General features: G+C 62.0%; 19 protein-coding genes and 1 pseudogene. 10 read left to right on the forward strand and 10 right to left on the reverse strand.

The features are described from left to right. Positions 1-15 precede the first annotated feature (15 nt). From B9N72_RS01935 to nadA, 4 genes are all read right to left on the reverse strand, one after another. Positions 16-1113, reverse strand: coding sequence for a peptidoglycan DD-metalloendopeptidase family protein (locus tag B9N72_RS01935; RefSeq protein WP_085274763.1), 1098 nt, complete (start codon positions 1111-1113; stop codon positions 16-18). 74 nt (positions 1114-1187) lie between these two features. Next, entirely contained in the window at positions 1188-1856 is a 669-nt protein-coding gene (locus B9N72_RS01940) for a protein-L-isoaspartate(D-aspartate) O-methyltransferase (protein WP_085274764.1), read from the reverse strand. Further along, positions 1841-2584 carry a 5'/3'-nucleotidase SurE gene (surE, locus tag B9N72_RS01945; protein WP_085274765.1) on the reverse strand — a complete coding sequence of 248 codons (744 nt, stop codon included), beginning with the start codon at positions 2582-2584 and terminating at the stop codon, positions 1841-1843. Before surE ends, B9N72_RS01940 begins: the two co-directional genes overlap by 16 nt. Positions 2585-2697: 113 nt before the next feature. After that, positions 2698-3615 (reverse strand): quinolinate synthase NadA, encoded by a 918-nt coding sequence (gene nadA, locus B9N72_RS01950; RefSeq protein ID WP_085274766.1) that lies wholly within the window; start codon positions 3613-3615, stop codon positions 2698-2700. 609 nt (positions 3616-4224) lie between these two features. Between nadA and B9N72_RS01955 the strand changes: the two genes are divergently transcribed. The 7 genes from B9N72_RS01955 to xerD all read left to right on the forward strand — a co-directional run bounded on the left by B9N72_RS01955 (position 4225) and on the right by xerD (position 10352). Beyond that, complete coding sequence (locus B9N72_RS01955; RefSeq protein WP_085274767.1) at positions 4225-6906, forward strand: bifunctional acetate--CoA ligase family protein/GNAT family N-acetyltransferase; 2682 nt, start codon at positions 4225-4227, stop codon at positions 6904-6906. Between the two features lie 105 nt (positions 6907-7011). Beyond that, positions 7012-7260 carry a 30S ribosomal protein S16 gene (rpsP, locus tag B9N72_RS01960; RefSeq protein WP_085274768.1) on the forward strand — a complete coding sequence of 83 codons (249 nt, stop codon included), beginning with the start codon at positions 7012-7014 and terminating at the stop codon, positions 7258-7260. Between the two features lie 35 nt (positions 7261-7295). Continuing rightward, positions 7296-7802 (forward strand): ribosome maturation factor RimM, encoded by a 507-nt coding sequence (gene rimM / locus B9N72_RS01965; protein WP_085274769.1) that lies wholly within the window; start codon positions 7296-7298, stop codon positions 7800-7802. Then, the gene (gene trmD / locus B9N72_RS01970; protein WP_085274770.1) at positions 7802-8572 is read left to right on the forward strand and encodes a tRNA (guanosine(37)-N1)-methyltransferase TrmD; all 771 of its coding nucleotides are present in this window, start codon (positions 7802-7804) and stop codon (positions 8570-8572) included. Before rimM ends, trmD begins: the two co-directional genes overlap by 1 nt. Position 8573: 1 nt before the next feature. Continuing rightward, positions 8574-8942 (forward strand): 50S ribosomal protein L19, encoded by a 369-nt coding sequence (gene rplS, locus B9N72_RS01975; RefSeq protein ID WP_008953396.1) that lies wholly within the window; start codon positions 8574-8576, stop codon positions 8940-8942. Positions 8943-9010: 68 nt separating this feature from the next. Continuing rightward, entirely contained in the window at positions 9011-9478 is a 468-nt protein-coding gene (locus tag B9N72_RS01980) for a methylated-DNA--[protein]-cysteine S-methyltransferase (protein ID WP_085274771.1), read from the forward strand. Continuing rightward, on the forward strand, positions 9462-10352 hold the full coding sequence (gene xerD / locus B9N72_RS01985; RefSeq protein ID WP_085274772.1) for a site-specific tyrosine recombinase XerD: 891 nt from the start codon (positions 9462-9464) through the stop codon (positions 10350-10352). Before B9N72_RS01980 ends, xerD begins: the two co-directional genes overlap by 17 nt. A 204-nt stretch (positions 10353-10556) precedes the next feature. Here the strand turns inward: xerD and clpA are convergent, their stop codons facing one another. Both clpA and clpS read right to left on the reverse strand, forming a co-directional pair. Then, positions 10557-12836, reverse strand: coding sequence for an ATP-dependent Clp protease ATP-binding subunit ClpA (gene clpA, locus B9N72_RS01990; RefSeq protein WP_085274773.1), 2280 nt, complete (start codon positions 12834-12836; stop codon positions 10557-10559). Beyond that, positions 12836-13144: an ATP-dependent Clp protease adapter ClpS gene (gene clpS / locus B9N72_RS01995; protein ID WP_008953392.1), complete on the reverse strand. Its 309-nt coding sequence runs from the start codon at positions 13142-13144 to the stop codon at positions 12836-12838. Before clpS ends, clpA begins: the two co-directional genes overlap by 1 nt. A 231-nt stretch (positions 13145-13375) precedes the next feature. Here clpS and B9N72_RS02000 point away from each other — a divergent pair, with 231 nt between their 5' ends. Then, the gene (locus B9N72_RS02000; RefSeq protein WP_008953391.1) at positions 13376-13579 is read left to right on the forward strand and encodes a cold-shock protein; all 204 of its coding nucleotides are present in this window, start codon (positions 13376-13378) and stop codon (positions 13577-13579) included. A gap of 220 nt (positions 13580-13799) precedes the next feature. On the opposite strand, the gene icd is transcribed toward B9N72_RS02000, so the two are convergent. Together icd and B9N72_RS02010 are read right to left on the reverse strand one after the other, a co-directional pair. Further along, complete coding sequence (gene icd, locus B9N72_RS02005; RefSeq protein ID WP_085274774.1) at positions 13800-15044, reverse strand: NADP-dependent isocitrate dehydrogenase; 1245 nt, start codon at positions 15042-15044, stop codon at positions 13800-13802. 284 nt (positions 15045-15328) lie between these two features. Beyond that, positions 15329-17566: an NADP-dependent isocitrate dehydrogenase gene (locus tag B9N72_RS02010; protein WP_085274775.1), complete on the reverse strand. Its 2238-nt coding sequence runs from the start codon at positions 17564-17566 to the stop codon at positions 15329-15331. A 522-nt stretch (positions 17567-18088) separates the two neighbouring features. Here B9N72_RS02010 and B9N72_RS02015 point away from each other — a divergent pair. Next, a pseudogene (locus tag B9N72_RS02015) lies at positions 18089-18613 on the forward strand (pseudouridine synthase); the annotation flags it as partial. Between the two features lie 266 nt (positions 18614-18879). After that, positions 18880-20682 (forward strand): bifunctional isocitrate dehydrogenase kinase/phosphatase, encoded by a 1803-nt coding sequence (gene aceK / locus B9N72_RS02020; RefSeq protein ID WP_085274777.1) that lies wholly within the window; start codon positions 18880-18882, stop codon positions 20680-20682. 72 nt (positions 20683-20754) lie between these two features. Here aceK and B9N72_RS02025 read toward each other — a convergent pair whose 3' ends face one another. Together B9N72_RS02025 and mutS are read right to left on the reverse strand one after the other, a co-directional pair. Then, a complete protein-coding gene (locus B9N72_RS02025; RefSeq protein ID WP_008953386.1) occupies positions 20755-21189 on the reverse strand; it encodes a hypothetical protein in 435 nt (144 codons plus the stop codon). Between the two features lie 68 nt (positions 21190-21257). Then, positions 21258-23804, reverse strand: a complete 2547-nt coding sequence (gene mutS / locus B9N72_RS02030; RefSeq protein ID WP_085274778.1) for a DNA mismatch repair protein MutS — start codon at positions 23802-23804, stop codon at positions 21258-21260. Positions 23805-23981 lie beyond the last annotated feature (177 nt).

The following is a 23981-nucleotide window of genomic DNA, read 5'->3' on the forward strand; positions in this document are numbered from 1 at the left end:
GGGGACGCGTCCCTGTCAGGATGTGCTGTCAAGATATTGCAACGGGTCGACCGGTTTACCGAAGCGGCGGATTTCAAAGTGCAGTTTCACCTGGTCCGCATCCGTATTTCCCATTTCGGCAATAGGCTGACCTTTCTTTACTGCCTGTCCTTCCTTGACCAGTAGCTGGCTGTTGTGTGCGTACGCCGAGAGGAACGTCTTATTGTGTTTGATGATGATCAGCTTGCCATAGCCCCTCAGGCCATTACCACTATATACCACCCTGCCATCCGAGGCGGCGAGAACCGGCTGGCCCATGCGCCCCGAGATATCCACTCCCTTGTTGGTGTCCGAGTAACCGCGCAACACCTTCCCTTTCACCGGCCAGCCCCAGGCGATGTCGCCATCGCCGCCTTTGTCCTGCGGCTCCGCCTTGGTGCCGTTTTCCGGCTTGGCCGTTCCTTGCGGCTCGGCCTTGGGCTCGGTCTTCGGCGTGGCCGGCACGATGGCGGGAGCCGCCGGCTTGGCCGCTGCCGGGGCACTACTGCCCTCGCTTTGCGCCGCCAGAGACTTGGCCGCCGCTTCCGAATAGGGCAACTTCAGCGCCTTGGGGTAGGCCTTGAGCGTTGTTTGCCCGTTTGTCGCCGCTGCCGGTGTAGCCGGCATCACCGGGCCTGCGCCAGCCGCCCTTGCAGGCTGTTTGGCTGGGGCGGTGTTGGTTTTGGTTGCCGGCTCACCATCTGGCGGCGTCAGGCGCAACACCTGGCCTACCTTGATCTGATTGTCGGGCAGGTTGTTCCAGGCCGCGACGTCCTGGTACTTGAGTCCGTTGTTCAGCGAGATGCGAAACAGGTTCTCGCCGGGTTGCACGATATGCGTCTTGGCCGCTTCCGTCCCGGTTTGCACGGGTTTAATGCTGCCGCCCTGCCGATACGGCGTGGTAACGGCGCCATTGCCGTTTGGAGCAGGGGGGGAGACCGCAGGAGGCTGCGCACTTGTCGCGCCGGCCGGTGTTCTCGTCGCCCCGCTTTCCACCGGGGCCGCCTCCTGGACCAGAGTGCTGCAACCGGTGAGCAGCGCGGCCGTCAGCAAGGTGATCAGGGTCGGAACTTTTCGGTCAAGCTGGATTCGCATGCTGGTGATGTTATATGTCAATAAGTTAAAGTTTGTAAATCGCCGACCGGTAGCCCTGTGGCGTTTTCACCCGGTTAGCCTCGACCGGGTAGAAGAGGGACGAATTTTACCGGGTCGAGCTTGGTTTTCTGCAGGCCCTGGGCGGTTTTCTCGATCAGCCAGAGGAATTGTTCGCCGTCTCCCATCGGCATCACCAGCTTGCCTCCCTCGGCCAGCTGGCTGACGAGGGCATCCGGGATGCTCTTGGCTGCGGCGGTCATGATGATGCCGTCAAAGGGCGCCGCCTCCGGCAGGCCAAGATGGCCGTCGCCATGTACCAGACGTGCGTGCACCAGGCGTGCGTTTCGCAGATGTTGTCTAGCTTTGTCCAATAGCGGCGCCAAGCGTTCCATCGAGAAGACCTGTGCACCGGTTTTCAGGAGCACGGCGGTCTGATAGCCGCAGCCGGTGCCGATTTCGAGAATCTTGCCGGGAGTGCGGCCGACGATCAGCAGCTCGGTCATCCGTGCTACCGTCAGCGGCTGCGAGATGGTTTGGGCATGGCCTATTGGCAGCGACACGTCGTCGTAGGCGCGGGTTGCCAGGGCCTGGTCGACAAACAGGTGGCGCGGGACCTCGTACATCGCGGCCAGCACCCGTTCATCGCGAATCCCTGCCTGGCGTAGCCGGTCGACCATGCGCATGCGGGTCCGGTCGGACAGCATGCCGTAATTCTGACGCGCCGGTGTCAGCTGTGAAGCCATGTCTTGATTCCGTCCAGTTGGCCGTAGGCGGTCAGATCGAGCATCAACGGTGTGACCGAGGCTTGGTTGTTGGCAAGTGCCCAGAAATCGGTTCCCTCGCAGGCGTCTTGGGCCGGACCGACCGGGCCGACCCAGTATACGGTATCGCCGCGGGGATTTTTTGCCTTAATGACCGGTTCGGCATAGTGGCGACGTCCCAGCCGGGTGACTGTCATACCCGCAAGCCGGTCAAGCGGAATATCGGGGACGTTGACATTGAGCAGTACCGGGGACTGAAACGGCGACGCCTGGAGGCGCTGCACCAGTTGATCGACCACCGCGGCGGCGGTGGCGAAGTGCGCCCCGCTTTTGCCTGCCAGTGACACCGCCACCGAGGGGATGCCGAGCAGAAAGCCCTCCGTTGCGGCCGCGACCGTGCCGGAGTAGATGGTGTCGTCTCCCACGTTCGGGCCGTGGTTGATGCCGGAAAACACCATGTCGGGACGAAAGTCCAACAACCCCGTGACGGCGACGTGGACACAATCGGTCGGGGTGCCGTTGACGTAGAAGAAGCCGTTAGCGGCCTTACGCACGCTCAGCGGCCGATCAAGGGTGAGGGAGTTGCTCGAGCCGCTGCGGTCGCGCTCGGGGGCCACGACCACCACCTCGCCATGCCGCGAGAGGGCTTCGGCCAAGGTGGCGATGCCGGGGGCAAAGTAACCGTCGTCGTTGCTGATGAGAAACTTCATGCCGTTTTCCTAGGGAGCCCCGGTAATTGTATCGCTGCGTGGAGCCTGCTGAAAACCTTCCTGTCATGGCACAGGGTCAAAACAAGAAACCCGCCAAAAGGCGGGTTTCTGGGTCAGGCGTAGTAGCGTTGGCTGAATTCCAGCATGCGCTCGATGGGCACCCGTGCGGCGTCCATCTGTTCTGTGCTGAGGTAATCGATGTGCGTACCGCCGCCTTGCTGGGCGCGCTTGACGGCCTCGATGGTGTTCATCTTCATGTAAGGACAGGAGTTGCACTGGCAGCCGGCATAGATCGGCGCCTGGCGGAGGTCCAGATCCGGTCGGGCCTGGCTCATGTTGTACAGGATACCGTCTTCGGTGGCGACGAAGATCACTTCCTCCGGGCTGCCCTTGAATTGCTTGACCCAATTCAGCATGCCCGAGGTAGAGCCGACGTAGTCGGCGCGCTTCAGCACAGGTAGCGGGCTTTCCGGGTGGGCGATCAGATGCGCCTTGCCGGTGACGGCGCTCAACGCTTCGTTGAGAGCGGCCTCGTTGAACTTGTCATGCACCTCACACACGGCCGACCACAGCGGCATGTCGTAGCCGTACTGGTAGTTCAGGTAGGCGCCCATGTTGCGGTCGGGCGAGAAGATGACTTTCTTACCCTGCTCGTAGAGATGCGCGATAATGTCATCGACGTTGCGGCTGGTGACGATCCAGTCCGACAGTGCCTTGTGCTCGGCACTGGAGTTGATATACGACACGTGAACGTAATCGGCGTGCTCTTCGCGCCAGGCTTTCAGCGCGGCGACGTCGGTCTGGGTGACCAGCGAACAGGTGGAACCGGCGTCCGGCAGGATCACTTCGGCCTGCGGGTTGAGGATTTTGGCCGTTTCCGCCATGAAGCGGACGCCGGCGAACACGATGATGTCAGCCTCGGCTTCACGGGCGTAGAGCGACAATTCCAGGCTGTCCCCCACCTTGTCCGCCATCTGCTGAATTTCAGGCTGGGTGTAATAGTGTGCGAGTGTGACGACGCGTTTCGTCATGATGACCTTGGCTCCGGCCGCGCTGGGGAAGCTTCGGCATCTTCCTTTGACGCGGCGCAATGAAGGTTTGTATCTAAAGGGTAAAGATTAACAATATTGAGCCCGGCTTACCAGCCGCTACGTGCGCTTGATGCCAAAGGCAAGCCAGGTTGTGGCACAGGATGGTTCTTGTCAGGCTATGTTCCGCATGATGGCGGGTTCTGGCGCGATCGTCGGTCTGAACGGCCGAGGAGAAGGATGCCGGGGTATCGTGGCTTGTTCTCCACCCGGGCTGACTGTCCGGCCCGATGCCCGATTGCGGGGGTGGCCGTGTACAGGCCCTCAATCATCTTAATGCCGGTTTTGCCGTGGTCGAAGCAGAGCAGTGACGGGTGTAGGCTCTGCGCATGTCGGGCTGGTGTGGTATATGTCGATGGGGTGCTGTGCCGTGCCGTGCGCCTCGGATTGGTATCGCCACGTTGCAGGCAAGGACGGTCCGGCTGGCCGAGTCTCAGCGCAGTTTGACGTATTGCTTTCACATCGATCACGTTACCTTGCAGGCCGAATGGTCTCTGACGCCTCCGTGGGAGGCCGGGTTCCGGTTCAGATCAGCACATCGGATGGGTTGCCATGAAACCGCACTATCTCACTTCCCTGTTTTCTCCTCGCGCCGTCGCCGTTGTCGGCGCCAGCGATACCCCCGGCTCGATTGGCCAGGCGGTGTTTGCGAGCCTGCTGGCGGGCAATTTCCAGGGCAAGCTGTTCCCTGTCAACCTCAACCACAAGGTGGTCGGGGGGATGCGGGCGGTGCCATCGGTACGGCTGATCGAGGACGAGGTGGAACTGGCCGTGGTGACCACGGCGCTGAGAAGCTTGCCTGCCATCCTGCGGGATTGCGGCAAGAAGGGCGTGAAGGCGGTGCTGCTGGCCAAGGAGTTCGCCGACAGCGAGCAGCTGGAGCGTGAAATTCTCAAGGAGTCGTTGTCGATCGCCCGGCACTTCGGCATCCGCGTGCTGGGTCCCAACGTGCTGGGGCTGATGCGTCCGGTGGCGGGCTTCAACGCTTCCAACTATTCCAGCAAGGTTCGTCCCGGCAACCTTGCGCTGGTATCGCAATCCAGCGCCCTGTGCACCGCGATGCTGGACTGGGCCGATAGTAAGGGCATCGGGTTTTCCAGCGTGATTTCGGTGGGTGAGGGGCTGGACGTCGATTTCGGTGAAATCCTCGATTACCTGGTGGCCGATACCTTCACCCAGGGCATACTGTTGCACGTCCACCACATCCACGATGCGCGCCGCTTCATCAGCGCGTTGCGTGCCGCCGCCCGTACCAAACCGGTGGTGGTGATCAAGTCCGGCCGCTATGAGGATGATGTGACCGGCCTGACCCATTCCAGCAACCTGGTCGAGAGTGCCGACGTGTTCGACGCCGTGTTGTCGCGCGCCGGTGTGCTGCGGGTAGGCTCGATCTCCCAGCTATTCACGGCCGCCAAGGTGCTGGCCGCCAGTTTCCGGGTGCAGGGGCGGCGCCTTGCCATCGTCACCAACGGCATCGGCCCGGGCGTGTTGGCGGCGGACAGCGCCTATCTCAACGGCGTGGAGCTGGCGAAGTTGTCGGAGCAGACCATGGAGCTGCTCAACGATGCGCTGCCGCGCAACTGGTCGCACGGCAACCCGGTCGACATCATCGGCGATGCCAGCCCTGTGCGTTTTCGTACGGCGGTCAAGACCTGCCTCGATGACGCCAATGTCGATGGCGTACTGGTCATCTTCACGCCGCAGGCCGGTACCGATCACCTGACCACGGCGCAGCTGATGGTGGGGCTGCAGCGCGAATCGACCAAGCCGATCCTGCTGTCCTGGTTGGGCGATGCCAAGGTCTCGGAGAGCAGGGAGCTGTTCAGCAAGGCCAAGTGTGCCCATTTCCGCGCCCCGGAGTACGCCGTGGAGGTATTCCGCAACCTGGCGTCCTACCATCACAACCAGCGCTTGCTGCTGCAGACGCCGGGGCCGCTCGAAGGCAAGCAGATTTCTCCCGACGTGACGCGCGCGCGCGCCCTGATCAATGCCGCCCTGGCGGAAGGGCGGGTCATTCTGTCGGAGCGCGAGTCGAAGGAGGTGCTGTCGGCCTTCAATATCCCGGTCAACCCGACCCGGCTGGCACGCGACCCCGACGAAGCCGTGAGGTTGGCCGAAGAAACCGGCTACCCGGTGGTGCTGAAGATCGACTCGCCGGACATCATCTACAAGTCCGACGTCGGCGGCGTCGAACTCAACATCAGTAGTGCGGCGGCTTTGCGAGAGGCGTTTGCCGCCATCGTCGAACGTTGCCGCCAGGCTCGCCCCGAGGCGGCCATCTCGGGGGTGTCGGTGCAGCCAATGCGCAGCCGACGATTCGCGCGCGAGGTGATGGTCGGCGTGACGCACGACAATGCCTTTGGCCCGGTCATCACCTTCGGCGCTGGCGGCATCGCCGTCGAGGTCATGAACGACCGTGCACTGGCCCTGCCACCGCTCAACCATTATCTGGTCGAGAGCCTGATCGGCAAGACACGCATTGGTCAGATTCTCGGCCCCTTCAAGAACCTGCCGGCTATTGATATCGACCAGCTGAAAGAGGTGCTGTTGCGGGTGTCGGAAATGGTCTGCGAATTACCCGAAATTCGCGAGATGGACATCAACCCCTTGCTGGCCGACGAGCAGGGGGTGATGGCGCTGGACGCCCGCATCATCGTGCAGAAGGGGAATGCGGGCGGCAAGCCGTACCGTCACATGGCGATCATGCCGTACCCCTCGCACATGGTGGTGTGCTCCCGCCTCAAGGATCAGACCCAGGTGACTATCCGTCCGGTGCGCCCGGAGGATGCACAGATGCAGCAGGAGTTCGTGCGCAACCTCTCCGAGGAAAGCCGCTACAACCGCTATATGTCCAGCATCAAGCAACTGTCGCAAAGCATGCTGGTGCGCTTTACCCAGCTCGACTACGACCGCGAGATGGCGCTGGCCATGACCCGCGAGACGGCGCAAGGGGAAGAGCAACTGGCCGTGGCTCGTTACGTCACCGACCCTGATAACGAGAGCTGCGAGTTCGCTCTGGAGGTAGCCGACCAGTGGCAGGGCAAAGGGATCGGTTTCATTCTGATGAGTGCGCTGTTCGACGCCGCCCGTGATCAGGGGCTGAAAGTGATGCGTGGCGAGGTGCTCTCCGGCAACAAAGGCATGCTCAAGTTGATGCACAAACTGGGCTTCGCCAGCGAGTACCATCCGGAAGACCGGGCACTGATGCTGGTCACCAAGGTGTTGCAGGCGTAACCGGGCCCGACACACGACCGGAATAAGCGCTTGCAAGATAAGGGAAAACTGCCCTAAAATCGTGGGCTTTTCTACGATACCGTTTTTATTCAAGGACAATCGACAATGGTAGTGATTCGTCTGGCCCGCGGCGGCTCCAAGAACCGTCCGTTCTACAACATCGTGGTGACCGACTCCCGCAACCGTCGCGACGGTCGCTTCATCGAGCGCCTGGGCTTCTACAACCCGGTTGCCAACGAGAAAGAAGAACGCGTTCGTCTCGCCGCAGACCGCCTGAACCACTGGATTGGCGTTGGCGCTCAGCTGACCGATGCCGTTTCCAAGCTGGTTAAAGAGCAAAAAGTAGCTGCCTGATCGCAGTCTGCTGATATACGCAGGGTCTGAGGCGCATGCGCAACGATGATCTCGTTTTGATGGGGTATGTGCGCGGCGCCTTCGGTGTTCGTGGCTGGGTGAAAATCCACGCCGACACCGAGTTTGCCGACAGCCTGTTCCAATACCCGGTCTGGTGGCTGGGGCGGGACGGGCAGTGGTCGTCGTATCGCTTCGAGGAAGGTGCGGTCCAGCCCAAGGCCCTGATGGCCAAGCTGGCCGGCGTCGATACGCGAGAGGCGGCAGAAGCCATGCGCGGCATGCAGATTGCCATTTCGCGCAGCGAATTCCCGGACACCGACGACGATGAGTACTACTGGTCCGATCTGATCGGCCTGGATGTCGTCAACAAGGACGGCCAGCGGTTCGGCCAGGTGGCGGAACTGATGGAAACCGGCGCCAACGAGGTGCTGGTGGTCCGGGAAGGGAAGAGCGAGTGGCTCATTCCTTTCGTCGGCCAGTTTGTGCTGGATGTCAGCTTGGCTGACAAGCGCATCACGGTGGACTGGAACCTCGACGACTGATGCAGATCGACGCTATCTCGCTGTTCCCCGAGATGTTTGACGCTGTTTCCCGCTTCGGCGTTAGCCGGCGCGCGCTGGAGCAGAACATCTGGGGTTTTCGTGCCTGGAATCCGCGTGATTTCACCACGGACAATTACCGTACCGTCGACGACCGCCCCTATGGCGGCGGCCCCGGCATGGTGATGCTGATCGAACCCTTGGAAGCGGCCATCGCCGCGGCTGAAGCGCGACAGCGTGAGGCTGGCGTGAAGCAGAGCCATGTGGTCTACCTGTCTCCACAGGGGCGGCCGCTGAGCCACGCCAAGGCGGTCGAGCTGTCGCAGCGACCCGGTCTCATCCTGCTGTGCGGGCGTTACGAAGGGATCGATGAGCGTCTGATCGAGCGCCGTGTTGACGAGGAAATTTCCATCGGCGACTACGTGCTGTCCGGTGGCGAACTGCCCGCGATGGTGTTGATGGACGCCGTCGTCAGGCTGTTGCCGGGGGTCCTCAACGATGCCCAGTCGGCTTACGAGGATTCCTTCGTGGACGGCCTGCTGGATTGCCCGCACTATACCCGACCCGAAGAATATCAGGGCATGCGGGTGCCGGACATCTTGATGTCCGGTAATCATGCCTTGATCGCAAAATGGCGGTTGAAACAGTCGCTGGGAAGAACGTGGAAGCGTCGTCCCGACCTGCTGCAAAACCGCCCTTTGACAAAACAGGAGTCTCGGCTGCTGGCAGAGTACCAGCAGGAACAAGATCTCCCGAAAAACCAGGAGCATTGACATGGATCTGATCCAGCAACTCGAGCAAGAAGAAATTGCCCGCATCGGCAAAACCGTTCCGGCTTTCGCCCCGGGCGACACCGTCATCGTTCAGGTGAAGGTAAAGGAAGGTAACCGCGAGCGTCTGCAGGCTTACGAAGGCGTCGTGATCGCCAAGCGTAACCGTGGCCTGAACAGCTCCTTCATCGTGCGCAAGATCTCCGCCGGCGAAGGCGTTGAGCGTACTTTCCAGACCTACTCCCCGCTGGTCGCTTCGATCGAAGTGAAGCGCCGTGGTGACGTGCGTCGCGCCAAGCTGTACTACCTGCGTGGTCGTACCGGCAAGTCGGCACGCATCAAGGAAAAGCTGCCGGCCCGCAAGCAAGGCTAATTGCCTGGCCGTTGGCTATGATGAGAGCGCAAGGCGTCGGCCTTGCGCTTTTTTTTTCGGACTTTGCCATGACCTATACCGCCGTCATCGAGGCGCCGTTCGGCCATCTTGGCATAGTGGCGCCGTTCCAGGTCGTCAGCCGCATCGAGTTTCTGGACACCTCGGTCCCGCTTGTCCCGCCCGAGCCTGGTTCCTTGGCCGAGGAAGTCGCGTGCCAGCTGCAGGAGTACTTCCAGCACTCCGATTTCCGTTTCGATCTGCCGTGCCGGCCGCAGGGCACTGCGTTTCAGCAGCGGGTATGGCAGGCGATTGCCGACATTCCTCCCGGCGCCACCGTCAGCTATGGCGCCATCGCCCAACTGCTCGACAGCTCCGCCCGCGCGGTGGGGCAGGCCTGCGGCAATAATCCTTTGCCGATCGTGATTCCTTGCCACCGGGTGCTGGCGCGTTCCGGCTTGGGAGGCTTCAATCATTCGAGTGCTGAGCAAACCTTGTTCATCAAGTTTTGGCTGTTGAGACATGAGCAGCAACGCTGAACAGATCGACCTCTTCCTCGACCAGTTGTGGTTGAGCGACGGTTTGTCGCGAAATACCCTGTCGGCGTACCGGCGCGACCTGCTCAAGCTGGCAGGCCGGCTGGATGAGTTGGGGGGCGTAACGTTGGTGGAGGCTGGGGTGGCGGATTTGCAGCAGGCACTGTTGCTGGGGGTCGAACAGGAGAAGGCCACCACCCGGGCAAGGCTGGTCAGTGCCATGCGCCGGTTCTACCAGTATCTGCACGCGAGCGGTCAACGGCAGGACGATCCCTCCGCCGCGCTCGAGCGCCCCAAGCACGGGCAGCCCTTGCCCAAGACCTTGTCGGAGAAGCACGTGGTGGCGCTGCTGGAGGCTCCGGATACGGCTACCCCGCTGGGCTTGCGCGACCGCACCATGCTGGAAGTGCTGTATGCCACGGGTCTGCGGGTATCGGAGCTGGTCGGGCTGACGTTGCAGCAGGTCGATCTGGCCAGCGGTGTGGTGATGACGCTGGGCAAGGGCGGCAAGGAGCGGCTGGTGCCGATGGGCGAGGTGGCCCAGGACTGGCTGGGGCGCTATCTGTCCACAGGACGGCCGGCAGTGCTGACGGGTGTGCCTTGCGAGCAGGTATTTGTCACCCGCCTCAAGGCAGGCATGACGCGCCAGATGGCGTGGCACCTGATTTCGGGTTACGCACGCCGTCAAGGCCTGCCGCCGGTCAGTCCGCACACGCTGCGCCACGCGTTTGCCACGCATCTGGTCAACCATGGTGCCGACTTGCGCGTGGTGCAACTGCTGCTGGGGCATTCTGATATTTCCACCACCCAAATCTACACCCATGTCGCCAGGGAGCGGCTGCGCCAGCTGCATGAACGGCATCACCCGCGTGGCTGACCGAGTAAAGAAAACGCCCGCGTCTGCGGGCGTTGTGTTGTCTGGTGTACGAGCTCAGGCTTAGAACCTGTTCACGATCTTGCTGCGCATCCCTGATCGGGGCTCATGTGCTGCTCAGAATCCTCATGTACTCCAGTACATTCCGGTTCCTGCGCTGCTCTTCACCCCGCGGAGGGCTGCTCGCGACAGATCGTGAACAGGTTCTTAGGCCGGTTCCGCCGCGAGAGGCGTCTTCTCGTCGAACTGCAACTCGACCTTGTCGTTGGCATCGATCGTCACGGTGACCTCGCCACCGTCCACCAGCCGGCCGAACAGCAGCTCGTCGGCCAGCGCCTTGCGGATGGTGTCCTGGATCAGGCGGGCCATCGGGCGGGCGCCCATCAGCGGATCGAAACCATTCTTCGCCAGGTAGCTGCGCAGCGTATCGGTGAAGTGGATGTCGACCTTCTTCTCGGCCAGCTGATGTTCCAGTTGCATCAGGAACTTGTCCACCACCTGCAGGATGATGTTCTCGTCCAGCATCCGGAACGGGATGGTGGCATCCAGCCGGTTGCGGAACTCGGGGCTGAACAGGCGCTTGATATCCGCCATCTCATCACCGGTCTGCTTGGCGTTGGTAAAGCCCATGCTCGGCTTGGACAGCGACTCCGCCCCTGCGTTGGTGGTCATGACGATGATCACGTTGCGGAAGTCAGCCTTGCGTCCGTTGTTGTCGGTCAGGGTGCCATGGTCCATCACCTGAAGCAGGATGTTATAGATGTCCGGATGCGCTTTCTCGATCTCGTCCAGCAGCAGCACCGCATAGGGATGCTTGTTGATGGCCTCGGTCAGCAGGCCGCCCTGTTCGAAGCCGACGTATCCCGGAGGGGCACCGATCAGGCGCGACACCGCGTGCCGCTCCATGTATTCCGACATGTCGAAGCGCAGCATCTCGACCCCGAGGAAGTAGGCCAACTGCTTGGCTACCTCGGTCTTGCCGACCCCTGTGGGGCCGCTGAACAGGAAGGAGCCGATCGGCTTCTGCGGGTTGCCCAGGCCGGAACGCGCCATTTTGATAGCGGTGGCCAGCGCTTCGATGGCCTTGTCCTGGCCGAACACCACGCTGCGTAGGTCCCGCTCCAGGTTCTTCAGCACGTTCTTGTCGTTGGACGACACGGTCTTGGCCGGAATGCGGGCGATCTTGGCGACGATGTCTTCGATCTCGGCCTTGTTGATGACCTTGCGCTGGCGCGACTTGGGCAGAATCTTCTGCGCCGCGCCGGCTTCGTCGATGACGTCGATGGCCTTGTCCGGCAGGTGGCGGTCGTTGATGTAGCGGGCCGCCAGTTCAGCCGCCGTCACCAGTGCGCCCTGGGTGTATTTCACGCCATGGTGCGATTCGAAGCGCGACTTGAGCCCCTTGAGGATTTCCACAGTCTGCTCCACGGTCGGCTCGTTGATGTCGATCTTCTGGAAGCGCCGCGACAGGGCGTTATCCTTCTCGAAGATGCCACGGAACTCGTTGTAGGTGGTGGCGCCGATGCAACGCAGCGAACCGTTCGACAGGGCCGGCTTGAGCAGGTTGGAGGCGTCCAGCGTGCCGCCCGAAGCCGCTCCCGCGCCGATCAGGGTGTGGATCTCGTCGATGAACAGGATCGCGTGCGGGTCTTCGGTGAGCTGCTTGATGACGGCCTTGAGGCGCTGTTCGAAATCGCCGCGGTACTTGGTGCCGGCCAGCAGCGCCCCCATGTCCAGCGAGTAGACGGTGGCGCGGTCGAGCACCTCGGGGACCTCTCCGTTGACGATACGGCGCGCCAGGCCCTCGGCGATGGCGGTTTTGCCGACACCGGCCTCACCCACCAGCAGCGGGTTGTTCTTGCGGCGCCGGCACAGGATTTGCACCGTGCGCTCCAGCTCGTGCTCACGGCCGATCAGCGGGTCGATCTTGCCTTCGCGTGCCAGCGCGTTGAGGTTCTGGGTGTAGTTCTCCAGCGCCCCGCCGACGTTGGCCGAAGCGTCCTCGGTTTCGCTCTCGCTGTTGTCGCGCTGTTCGTTGGGCGTCGGCTGCGAGCGCTGCTTGGTGATGCCGTGCGAGATGAAGTTGACCACGTCCAGCCGGGAAATACCTTGCTGATGCAGGTAATACACGGCGTGCGAGTCTTTCTCGCCGAAGATGGCGACCAGGATGTTGGCCCCGGTCACTTCCTTCTTGCCGGACGACTGCACGTGCAGGATGGCGCGCTGGATCACGCGCTGGAAGCCCAGCGTGGGCTGGGTTTCCACCTCGGTCTCGCCGGGTACGGTCGGGGTATGTTCGTCGATGAAGTCGGTCAGCTGTTTTTTCAGCTGATCGAGATTCGCTCCACACGCACGCAACACTTCTGCGGCGGACGGGTTGTCCGTCATCGCCAACAGCAGGTGCTCGACACTGATGAATTCGTGCCGTTTGCGTCGAGCGTCCATGAACGCCATGTGCAGGCTTACTTCGAGCTCTTGGGCAATCATCAGTTTTCCTCCATTACGCACTGGAGCGGATGCTGGTGAGCTTTCGCAAACTGCAACACCTGCTCAACTTTGGTCGCGGCGACATCTTTGGTATAAACACCACACACCCCGCGGCCCTGGGTGTGCACCTGCAGCATGATGCTTGTGGCCTGCTCCCGGTTCTTGTGGAAGAAGTGTTGCAGTATCTGTACCACAAAATCCATCGGCGTGTAATCGTCGTTCAATAACAAGACCTTATACATCGACGGTGGGCGTGTCTTCGCCCGCGACGCCTCCAGTTGGGCGTCGTCCTTGTACTGCGTGGACATGGCGGCTTTCAGCAATGAGGCATTTCACTTTTATTTTGGTTCCGCCGGGATTTTTTTCAAGGGGGGGAGGATTCTTTTCACCTTGGACTTGACGCTGGGGCCGCGGTTGCGTAGAAATGAGTCTGGTGCTTGGCTTAATTGAAATGAATGAGGTTTTCCCTAGGCAAAACCGAAGCGCTTTTAAGCTTTTGTTGGTCGGCCTCACCAGCCTGTTAAATGCAAGGAAGTAAAATGGCAACTGGTATTGTCAAGTGGTTCAATGATGCTAAAGGCTTCGGTTTCATCACCCCGGACGAGGGCGGTGAAGACCTGTTCGCGCATTTCTCGGCCATCAACACGCAAGGCTTCAAGTCCCTGAAAGAGGGGCAGCGCGTGAGCTTCGACGTGGTGAACGGCCCGAAGGGCAAGCAAGCATCCAATATCCAGCCGCAGTAACCGCCATGGTTATCGCCGGTCTTGGTTAATGGGGCCGGCGCTGGATGAAAAAACCCGCTATAAGCGGGTTTTTTATTTTGGTGGCAGCAAATTTAAATTAGACTAATTTACGCGTCTGTGCTTGCACTAATTGGCGGCGAATAGGCTGCTATTTTTTTGTCATCGTGCAATGAAAAAGAGCTTGCTCTTGGCAAGCCCTTTGCTCCCGCTATAGGGGGGATTACATGCGTGCGATCATCGCGTCGCCAAAGGCGGAGCAGCTTACCTCAGTGGCGCCATCCATCAGGCGGGCAAAGTCGTAGGTCACGATCTTGTCGGCGATGGCGGCTTCCATGGATTTGATGACCAGATCGGCGGCTTCTTTCCAGCCCAGGTGGCGCAGCATCATTTCAGCGGACAGGATCAGCGAGCCGGGGTTCACCTTGTCCTGGCCGGCGTATTTCGGTGCGGTGCCGTGGGTGGCTTCGAAGCAGGCATATTGGTCGGAAATATTGGCGCCCGGGGCGATGCCGATACCCCCAACCTGAGCGGCCAGCGCGTCGGAAATGTAATCGCCGTTCAGGTTGCAGCAAGCGATGACGTCGTACTCGGCCGGACGCAGCAGGATCTGCTGCAGGAAGGCGTCGGCGATGGCGTCCTTGACGATGATTTCCCGGCCGGTATTCGGGTTCTTGAACTTGCACCACGGGCCGCCGTCGATCAGCTCGGCACCGAATTCTTCCTGGGCCAGCTTGTAGGCGACGTCACGGAACAACCCTTCCGTGAACTTCATGATGTTGCCCTTGTGCACGATGGTGACCGATTGGCGGTCGTTCTCGATGGCGTACTTGATCGCAGCGCGAACCAGGCGCTGGGTGCCTTCGATGGAAACGGGCTTGATGCCGATGCCGGAGGTTTCCGGGAAGCGGATCTTCTTGACGCCCATTTCGTCCTGCAGGAACTTGATGACTTTCCTGGCACCTTCGGACTGGGCGGCCCATTCGATGCCGGCGTAGATGTCCTCGGTGTTTTCACGGAAGATCACCATGTTGACCAGTTCCGGCTGCTTCAGCGGCGAGGGTACGCCCTGGAAGTACTGCACCGGCCGCACGCACTGGTACAGATCCAGTTCCTGGCGCAGGGCCACGTTCAGCGAGCGGATGCCGCCGCCGACCGGAGTGGTCATCGGGCCCTTGATCGATACCGAGTATTCTTTCAGTGCGTCGAAGGTTTCTTTGGGCAGCCACTCATCCGGACCATACAGCCTGGTCGATTTTTCGCCGGCGTACACTTCCATCCAGTGAATCTGTTTCTGGCCGCTGTAGGCTTTGTCCACCGCCGCGTCGATGACCTTGATCATGACCGGGGTGATGTCGATACCGATGCCGTCGCCTTCGATGAACGGGATGATGGGGTTGTTCGGAATCGGCTGACCCGAAATGATCTTCTGGCCAGCGGCGGGAACCTTGATGTGGGATGCACTCATTGTTTCTCCTTCTCCTTCTGTATTGACCTGTTGTCTGCCATTTCCCGGTGCCTTCGCCGTTCTGCACTGCGGGAGCGGTGCTGGCTACTCTTGCTGGTTAGCTCAACGGAGATGCTCGCCGGGACAGCTACCCGATTTCCCGATGTATGTAGCGCTTATTGTAGCCGAGCACACGCTTGGCGGAACATGATTGTCCTCAATTGGCCGGCATGAAAAAACGCCAGGGGGTTCCTGGCGTTTGGTCTTGGCGGAAGGCTCGCGAAGCGGCCTCCGGGTCATGGTGCTCAGGCGCGCGTGGCGGCCAGGGCGGCATTGAGGGTGGCGCTTGGGCGCATCACCGCCTTGCACTTCTCGGCGTCCGCCAGGTAGTAGCCGCCGATGTCGGCGGGCTTGCCCTGCACGGCCTTGAGCTCGTCGAGGATGGTCTGCTCGTTGTCGCTCAGTGCCTTGGCGAGCGGTGCGAAGTGGGCCTGCAGTTCCTTGTCGGCGGTCTGTTCGGCCAGCGCCTGTGCCCAGTACGTGGCGAGGTAGAACTGGCTGCCACGGTTGTCGAGTTCGCCGGTGCGGCGCGACGGCGACTTGTCGTTGTCGAGCAGCTTGCCGGTGGCCTCGTCCAAGGTCTTGGCCAGGATCTTGGCCTTGTTGTTACCGGTCTTGATGCCCAGCTCTTCCAGCGACACGGCCAGGGCCAGGAATTCACCCAGCGAATCCCAGCGCAGGTGGTTTTCTTCCAGCAACTGCTGCACGTGCTTCGGCGCCGAGCCACCGGCGCCGGTTTCGTACATGCCGCCGCCGGCCATCAGCGGAACGATGGACAGCATCTTGGCCGAGGTGCCCAGTTCCATGATCGGGAACAGGTCGGTCAGGTAGTCGCGCAGGATGTTGCCGGTGACGGAGATGGTGTCGAGGCCGCGAGCAACGCGCTCGAGGGTGAAGCGCATGGCGCGCACTTGCGACATGATGTGGATTTCGAGACCGCTGGTGTCGTGATCCTTCAGGTAGGTTTCGACCTTCTTGATCAGTTGGTTCTCGTGCGGGCGGTACGGGTCGAGCCAGAACACCGCCGGCATGCCGGAGTTGCGGGCGCGGGTGACGGCGAGCTTGACCCAGTCGCGGATCGGCGCGTCCTTCACCTGACACATGCGCCAGATGTCGCCGGCTTCCACGTCCTGCGACAGCAGCACTTCGCCGGTGGCGAGGTCGACGATGTTGGCTACGCCGTCTTCCTGGATTTCGAAGGTCTTGTCGTGCGAGCCGTATTCTTCGGCTTTCTGCGCCATCAGGCCGACGTTCGGCACGGTGCCCATGGTGCGCGGGTCGAAGTTGCCGTGCCACTTGCAGAAGTTGATCATCTCCTGGTAGATACGGGCGAAGGTCGATTCCGGCATCACGGCCTTGCAGTCGTACGGCTTGCCGTCGGCCCCCCACATCTTGCCGCCGTTGCGGATCATGGCCGGCATGGAGGCGTCGACGATGATGTCGTTGGGCGAGTGGAAGTTGGTGATGCCCTTGGCTGAATCCACCATGGCCAGGCGCGGACGGTGTTCCTGGCAGGCATGCAGGTCGCGGATGATCTCTTCGCGCTTGGAGGCGGGCAGGGTCTCGATCTTCTCGTACAGGGTGGCCATGCCGTTGTTGACGTTGATGCCCAGTTCGTCGAACAGCTTGCCGTGCTTCTCGAAGGCTTCCTTGTAGTAGATCTTCACGCAGTGGCCAAACACGATGGGGTGGGACACCTTCATCATGGTGGCCTTCACGTGCAGCGAGAACAGGATGCCGGCTTCGCGGCAGTCTTCCAGTTCCTTCTCGTAGAACTCGCACAGCGCCTTCTTGCTCATGAACATCGAGTCGATGATCTCGCCGGCCTGCAGCGCGAGCTTCGGCTTGAGCACGATGTGCTGGCCGCTCTTGGTGGTGAGTTCCATCTTCACGTCACGGGCGCGGTCCAGAGTCATGGACTTTTCGCCGTGGTAGAAGTCACCGTGTTCCATGTGGGAAACATGGGTCTGGGACCACTGCGGCCATTCGCCCATCGAATGCGGGTGCTTCTTGGCGTAGTTCTTGACCGCGGCCGGGGCACGGCGGTCGGAGTTGCCTTCGCGCAACACCGGGTTCACGGCGGAGCCCAGGCACTTGGCGTAGCGGGCCTTGAGCGCCTTTTCTTCTTCGCTGGTCGGGTTTTCCGGGTAGTCGGGGATGGCGTAGCCCTTGGACTGAAGTTCCTTGATGCAGGCCATCAGCTGGGACACGGAGGCGCTGATGTTGGGCAGCTTGATGATGTTGGTGTCGGGGTCTTGCGTGAGGCGGCCCAGTTCGGCCAGCGTGTCCGGCACCTTTTGTTCGTCGGTCAGATAATCGGGGAACTCGGCCAGAACGCGCGCGGCCACCGAGATGTCAGCGGTATCGATATTGATGCCGGCCGGGTCGGTAAAGGTTTGGATGATCGGCAGGAAGGCGCTGGTTGCCAGCGCGGGCGCTTCGTCGGTGAGTGTGTAGATGATGGTCGGGCGTTCCGAAGGCATTACTCTATCTCCATGATTATTACGACGTCAGAGCGTAGCGCGGCCGGGCGGGTGAGGGTGCCGGCGCGATGAAAGGCGGCGAAAAGGCGGACGCGGTGCCGGGGTGCGGTGGTCGTCCGTAGACTCTCGGGGGCTTTTCAAAAGCGAATTATAGCGCTCTGTTCTGTTGCGTATCCGAACTTTGATGTCGCTTTCTGTGCGGGCTTGGTGTTCAAACGGTTGTTTGGGTGGAAGCTGTCCTCTATTCGGCACAAAATTGAAAATGCTGTCTTTCGAAAAATAGCGATAATTTTCATTAACTCACGGCAATTTACCGTTAAGAAGCCTGGTTTTGCGCCGTAAGCAGGGTAGGGAGCCTGGTGCGCCTCGGCTCGCCGGAATGTGAATAAACGAAAACAGGGGTGTGCCGTCAGCTCACCCATCCGGGCGCTGAGCTCCGGTTCGGGTGCGAACAGTCTCTGCCCGGCACCTGCAGGGCTTGTTATCATTCGCGCATTCCTGTGTTTTTGCCGGTGTGCCGCCATGCCCCAACTGATCCTGTTCAACAAGCCTTACGGCGTGATTTGCCAGTTCTCGCAGCACGAGTTGCATCCCACGCTGAAAGACCATCTCGACATTCACGGAGTGTACCCGGCCGGGCGGCTGGATACCGACAGCGAGGGCTTGTTGCTGCTGACGGGCGATGGCGAGCTGCAGCACCGCATCAGCGACCCGCGCTGGAAGCAGCCCAAAACGTACTGGGTGCAGGTGGAGGGGACGCCGGCCGAGGAGCAGCTCGAGGCGTTGCGCGCCGGGGTGAATCTGGGCGATTTCGTCACCCAGCCGGCCGAGGTGAGCCTGTTATCCGAGCCCCCGCAACTGTGGGAACGCAAGCCGCCGGTGCGCTTTCGCAAGACGGTGCCCGACGCCTGGCTGGAGATCATCATCAGCGAGGGCAAAAACCGGCAGGTGCGGCGCATGACCGCCAAGGTGGGGTTGCCGACGCTGCGGCTGGTGCGCGTGGCGGTCGGACCGTGGCGGCTCGATGGACTGCAACCGGGCGAGTTCCGTCGGCTGGAGGTGTCGCTTGCCGATTTGCCGCGTGCGGGGCATGCTAAACCCGTCGGCAAGGCGCCCGTGCAGCAGCCGGGGCGGCAGGCAGCCGAACCGGTGCCGGCCCGCCGTCCGGCACCGCGCTTCCGGTTTGCCAAGAAGTCATAGGGCGTGTTCTACGGTGAACACGTCCTAGTGCTCCTGTACGTTCGCCATGGCCGACAGACTGGTGATTGACGTCGGCCGCTCGAGGCGCGGCCTGGGCAGCAAAAGGCGAGCGTATGCAGATACCCGAATACTACAACCCGGTGGCGCGTGATATTGCTCAGGCGCTGATCGAGGGTTTCGACAAGCACTACCGGCTGTTCAGCGAGTGCAACCGTCAGGCCAAGGTGCTGTTCGAGGAGGGGGACTGGCAGGGGGTGCAGCAGGCCATCCGCGACCGTATCCAGTTCTACGACGAGCGCGTCAGCGAGACCGTGGCGCGGCTGCATACGGTTTTCCACGCCGAGTTGCTGGACGACGAAATCTGGCAGCAGGCCAAGCTGTACTTCATCGGGCTGTTGACCAACCACAAGCAGCCGGAGTGCGCCGAGACCTTCTTCAACTCGGTGTTCACGCGGATTCTGCATCGCGACTACTTCAACAACGATTTCATCTTCGTGCGTCCGGCGATTTCCACCGAGTACATCGAGGCCGACCCGCCGTCGTACCGCAGCTATTACCCGCTGCAGTACGGCCTGCGCCCGGTGCTGCGGCAGATCGTGCAGGATTTCGGCTGGAAGCGCCCGTTCGCCAGCCTGCGCCGCGACCTGAGCTACGTGCTGCGCATGGTGCGCGATGACCTGCAGGGACGTTGGCCGAAGCCCGAGGCCAATTTCCAGATACAGGTATTGTCGTCGGCGTTCTACCGCAACAAGACCGCCTACATCTTCGGCAAGGTGGTGAACGGCAATTCCAACTATCCGTTCGCGGTGCCGGTGCTGCACGATGCCGACGGCAAGCTCTATCTCGATACCGTGCTGCTCGAGCCGTGGCGCATCGGGGTGCTGTTCTCGTTCAGCCGGGCCTACTTCCTGGTCGACATGGCGGTGCCGTCGGGCTACGTGCAGTTTCTGCGCTCGATGCTGCCGACCAAGAGCAAGGCCGAGCTCTATACCATGCTGGGCTTGCAGAAGCAGGGCAAGAACATCTTCTACCGCGACTTCATCCAGCACCTGCAGCATTCCAACGACCAGTTCATCGTGGCGCCGGGCATTCGCGGCCTGGTGATGCTGGTGTTCACGCTGCCGTCCTACCCTTACGTGTTCAAGCTGATCAAGGACGTGTTCGGAATTACCAAGGAAGTCGATCACGATACGGTGCGCGCCAAGTACCGTCTGGTGAAGCGCCACGACCGGGTGGGGCGCATGGCGGATACCCTGGAGTTTTCCAACGTGGCGTTTCCCAAGGCGCGCTTCACCGAGGAGCTGCTGCGCGAGTTGCGCCAGCTGGCGCCATCGCAGATCGAGGAGGACGATCAGAGCATCGTCATCAAGCACGTCTACATCGAGCGCCGCATGAAGCCGCTTAATCTCTACCTGCAGAACGCCTCGCCGGAGGAGAAGGCCGAGGCGGTGCGCGACTACGGCAACGCCATCCGCGAGCTGGCTTCGGCCAACATCTTCCCCGGCGACATGCTGTTCAAGAACTTCGGCGTGACGCGCTACGGCCGGGTGATCTTCTACGATTACGACGAGATCGAGTACATGACCGACTGCCACTTCCGGCGCATCCCGGAGGCGCCCAATCCCGAGATGGAGATGTCGGGCGAGGTGTGGTACCCGGTCGCCAAGGGCGACGTGTTCCCGGAGGAGTTCGCCACCTTCCTGCTGGGCGATGCGGAGGTCCGGAAGGTGTTCCTGCAGTATCACCGGGATCTGCTCGACGCGGGCTTCTGGCAGACGCGCCAGCAGCGCATCCGTGACGGCTACATCGAGGACTTCTACCCGTATCCGCTGGAGATGCGTTTCGTCAACCGTTTTGCCGCCGGCTCCGCGCCGCGTCGCGTGCGTACCGAGCCAGTCCAGGTGGCGCCGGTGTGAGTAGCCGGGTAAGCGGAAATAGCGAAGGGGACGGCGTGCCGTCCCCTCGCTGGCTCTGGGGGGTCAAATGGCTTAGTGATTCAAGAGGGGAGCGCTGCTGTCTTCGAAGTAGGCAACCGGCCCGGCGCTGGTAAGGCCGACATGAAAGCGCGACGTTTCCGGGAATACCACCCCCGGGTGTTCTGCCGCCCGCACGATTTCAAACAGTACTTCCACTTCTTTGAACTTCTTGACGATCTCGCTATTGCCCTTGAGCCATTCCCGGATCGCCTCGGCTTGCGGGTGCTGACTTTCCAGCACCAATTCGCCGTCCTGCCCTACCAGACTGAGCGCAGGCGGGATGGTAATGGTTCGTTGGGCCAGCTGCTGCTGTGCCAGGGCGACAAATCGGGATAATTGTTTGTTGGCCCGTTCACGAATACCGGCCAGCGAAACCGCCGAGCCAGAATCCGCCTCGCCGAACAGTCTGGCCAACCCCGGGTTTGCCACAGCACTTTCCGACTGCATTATGTCGCTCTCCTTTACAAGTGGTGTATCCGGTTTTCATTGTAGGCAACGGGGCCTGATTTGCTGACCTAATTCAGCATCGTTTTCAAGGCGTAGAGCAGATCGAGCGCCTGGCGCGGGGTCAGCTCGTCGGGTTGCAGCTCGGCCAGCCGCTCCAGCGCCGGGTGCGGCTCCGGATCGACGGCAGCGGCGGGCAGCGGCGCGGCGAACAGGTCCGGCTGCTGGGCCGAGGCGGACTGGTTTTCCAGTTCGGCCAGGCGCCGTCGCGCTTCGCGGATCACTTTGCCCGGTACGCCGGCCAGCTGCGCCACCGCCAGACCGTAGCTCTGGCTCGCCGGGCCGTCTTCGACGTGGTGCAGGAATACGATCTTGTCCTTGTGCTCGATGGCGGAGAGGTGGACGTTGGCGACGCCGGGGTAGTCGCTGGCCAGCCGCGTGAGTTCGAAGTAATGGGTGGCGAACAGGGTGTAGGCGCGGTTCTTTTCGATCAGCGCCTTGGCGATGGCCCAGGCCAGCGCCAGCCCGTCGAAGGTGGAGGTGCCGCGGCCGACTTCGTCCATCAGCACCAGCGATTTGTCGCTGGCGTTGTTGAGGATGTTGGCGGTTTCTGTCATCTCTACCATGAAGGTCGAGCGGCCGCCGGCAAGGTCGTCGGAGGCGCCGATGCGGGTGAAGATGCGGTCGATCGGGCCGAGCACCGCGGAGTCGGCCGGTACGAACGAGCCGACGTGGGCCAGCAGCGTGATCAGCGCGGTCTGGCGCATGTAGGTGGATTTACCGCCCATGTTGGGGCCGGTGATCAGGAGCAGCTTGCGGCTGTCGGCGAGGCAGGTGTCGTTGGCGATGAAACGCTCGACTTCGGCCTCGACCACCGGGTGGCGGCCTTCGACGATTTCCAGCCGCACTTCGTCGACGAATTCCGGCTCGACGTAGTTGCGCGTCGCGGCGTGACGGGCGAAGGCGGCCAGCACGTCGAGCGTGGCCACCGCCTGGGCGATCAGCTGCAGCTCGGCGATGTGCGGTGCCAGTTCGTCGAGCAGCGCCTCGTACAGTTGCTTTTCCAGCGCCAGAGCGCGGTCCTGCGCCGACAGCGCCTTGTCCTCGAATTCCTTCAGTTCCGGCGTGATGTAGCGCTCGGCGTTCTTCAGCGTCTGGCGGCGGCGGTAGTCGTCCGGCACCTTGTCGCCCTGCGCCTTGCTGACCTCGATGTAGAAGCCGTGCACGCGGTTGAACTCGACCTTGAGCGAGGGAATGCCGGTGCGTTCGCGTTCGCGCGCTTCCAGCTGCAGCAGGAATTCGCCGCAGTTGGTCTGGATGGCGCGCAGTTCGTCGAGGGTGGGGGAATGGCCATGGTTGATCACGCCGCCGTCGCGCAGGAAGGTGGCGGGCTCGGGCAGGATGGTGCGGCCGAGCAGATCGGCCACCGGGCTGTCGGCCGGCAGCAGCACGGCCAATTGGCGCAGCAGTTCGCTGTCGAGTTGTTCGGCCAACCCTTTCACCGCCGTCAGCGCCTTGAGCGAGTCGCGCAGCGCGGCCAGGTCGCGCGGGCGCGCCGAGCGCAGCGCCACGCGCGCGGTGATGCGTTCGATGTCGGCCACCTCGGCAAGCTGCTCGGCGACCTCGCCGTGGCGCGCCAGCAGCGCGCGCACCGCGCCGAGGCGCTCGCGGATCTTGCCGTGGCGGCGCAGCGGGTGGTGCAGCCAGTGGCGTAGCAGGCGGCTGCCCATGCTGGTGGCGCAGCAGTCGAGCAGCGAACCCAGGGTGGGCGAGGGCTCGCCGCGGATGGTCTCGGTCAGTTCCAGGTTGCGGCGCGTGGCGGCGTCCATGCGGATCAGGTCGCTCTCGTCTTCCACCGCCAGGCTGGCGATGTGCGCCGGGTTCACGCCCTGCGTGGCCTTGACGTAGCCCAGCAAGGCGCCGGCGGCGCCGATCGCCACGGTCAGCTCTTCGGCACCGAAGCCGGCCAGGTCGCGCGTGCCGAAGTGGCGGATCAGCGTCTCCAGCCCGGACTGCTGATCGAATTGCCAGGCCGGCAGCTTTTTCTTGGGGATGGAGAGCTGCTCCAACAGTCCGACCTGGCTCTCGTCCGGCAGCAAGAGCTCGGCAGGCTTGAGGCGTTCCAGTTCGCTCGCCAGTTCGTCGACGCTGGTTTCCATCACCTTGAATTCGCCGCTCGCCAGCGACAGCCAGGCGAGCCCCAGCTTGCCGCGCACGCTGTTGAGCGCGAGCACCAGGTTGTCGCGCTTGTCGTCGAGCAGCGCCGAGTCGGTCAGCGTGCCGGGGGTGACGATGCGCACCACCTTGCGCTCCACCGGGCCCTTGGCGAGCGCCGGGTCGCCGATCTGCTCGGCGATGGCCACCGATTCGCCGAGCTTGACCAGCCGCGCCAGGTAGCCCTCGGCGGCGTGGTAGGGCACGCCCGCCATCTTGATCGGGGTGCCGGCGGTGGCGCCGCGCGTGGTCAGCGTGATGTCCAGCAGCCGTGCTGCCTTTTCGGCGTCCTCGAAGAACAGTTCGTAGAAGTCGCCCATGCGGTAGAACACCAGTTTGTCCTGGTGCTCGCGTTTGATGGCGAGGTACTGCTGCATCATCGGGGTGTGCTGGGGTGTGGTCATGCCGAGTCCGTGGAAATCAGGAGCAGACGGTCTGCGGGGCCGTCCGACGGGTAAAAGCGGGCATTCTACCGCAGTTGCCGCGGCGCTCCGAAGGGAGATGGCCAAGGCGATCGGGCGCGACATTTAGCCGCAGGCAAGGCGGCTTGCAAGAAAAATAGTGCGGGTCTATGATCTATA

This window comes from Pseudogulbenkiania subflava DSM 22618, from assembly GCF_900177275.1.
Classification (GTDB): Bacteria; Pseudomonadota; Gammaproteobacteria; order Burkholderiales; family Chromobacteriaceae; genus Pseudogulbenkiania; species Pseudogulbenkiania subflava.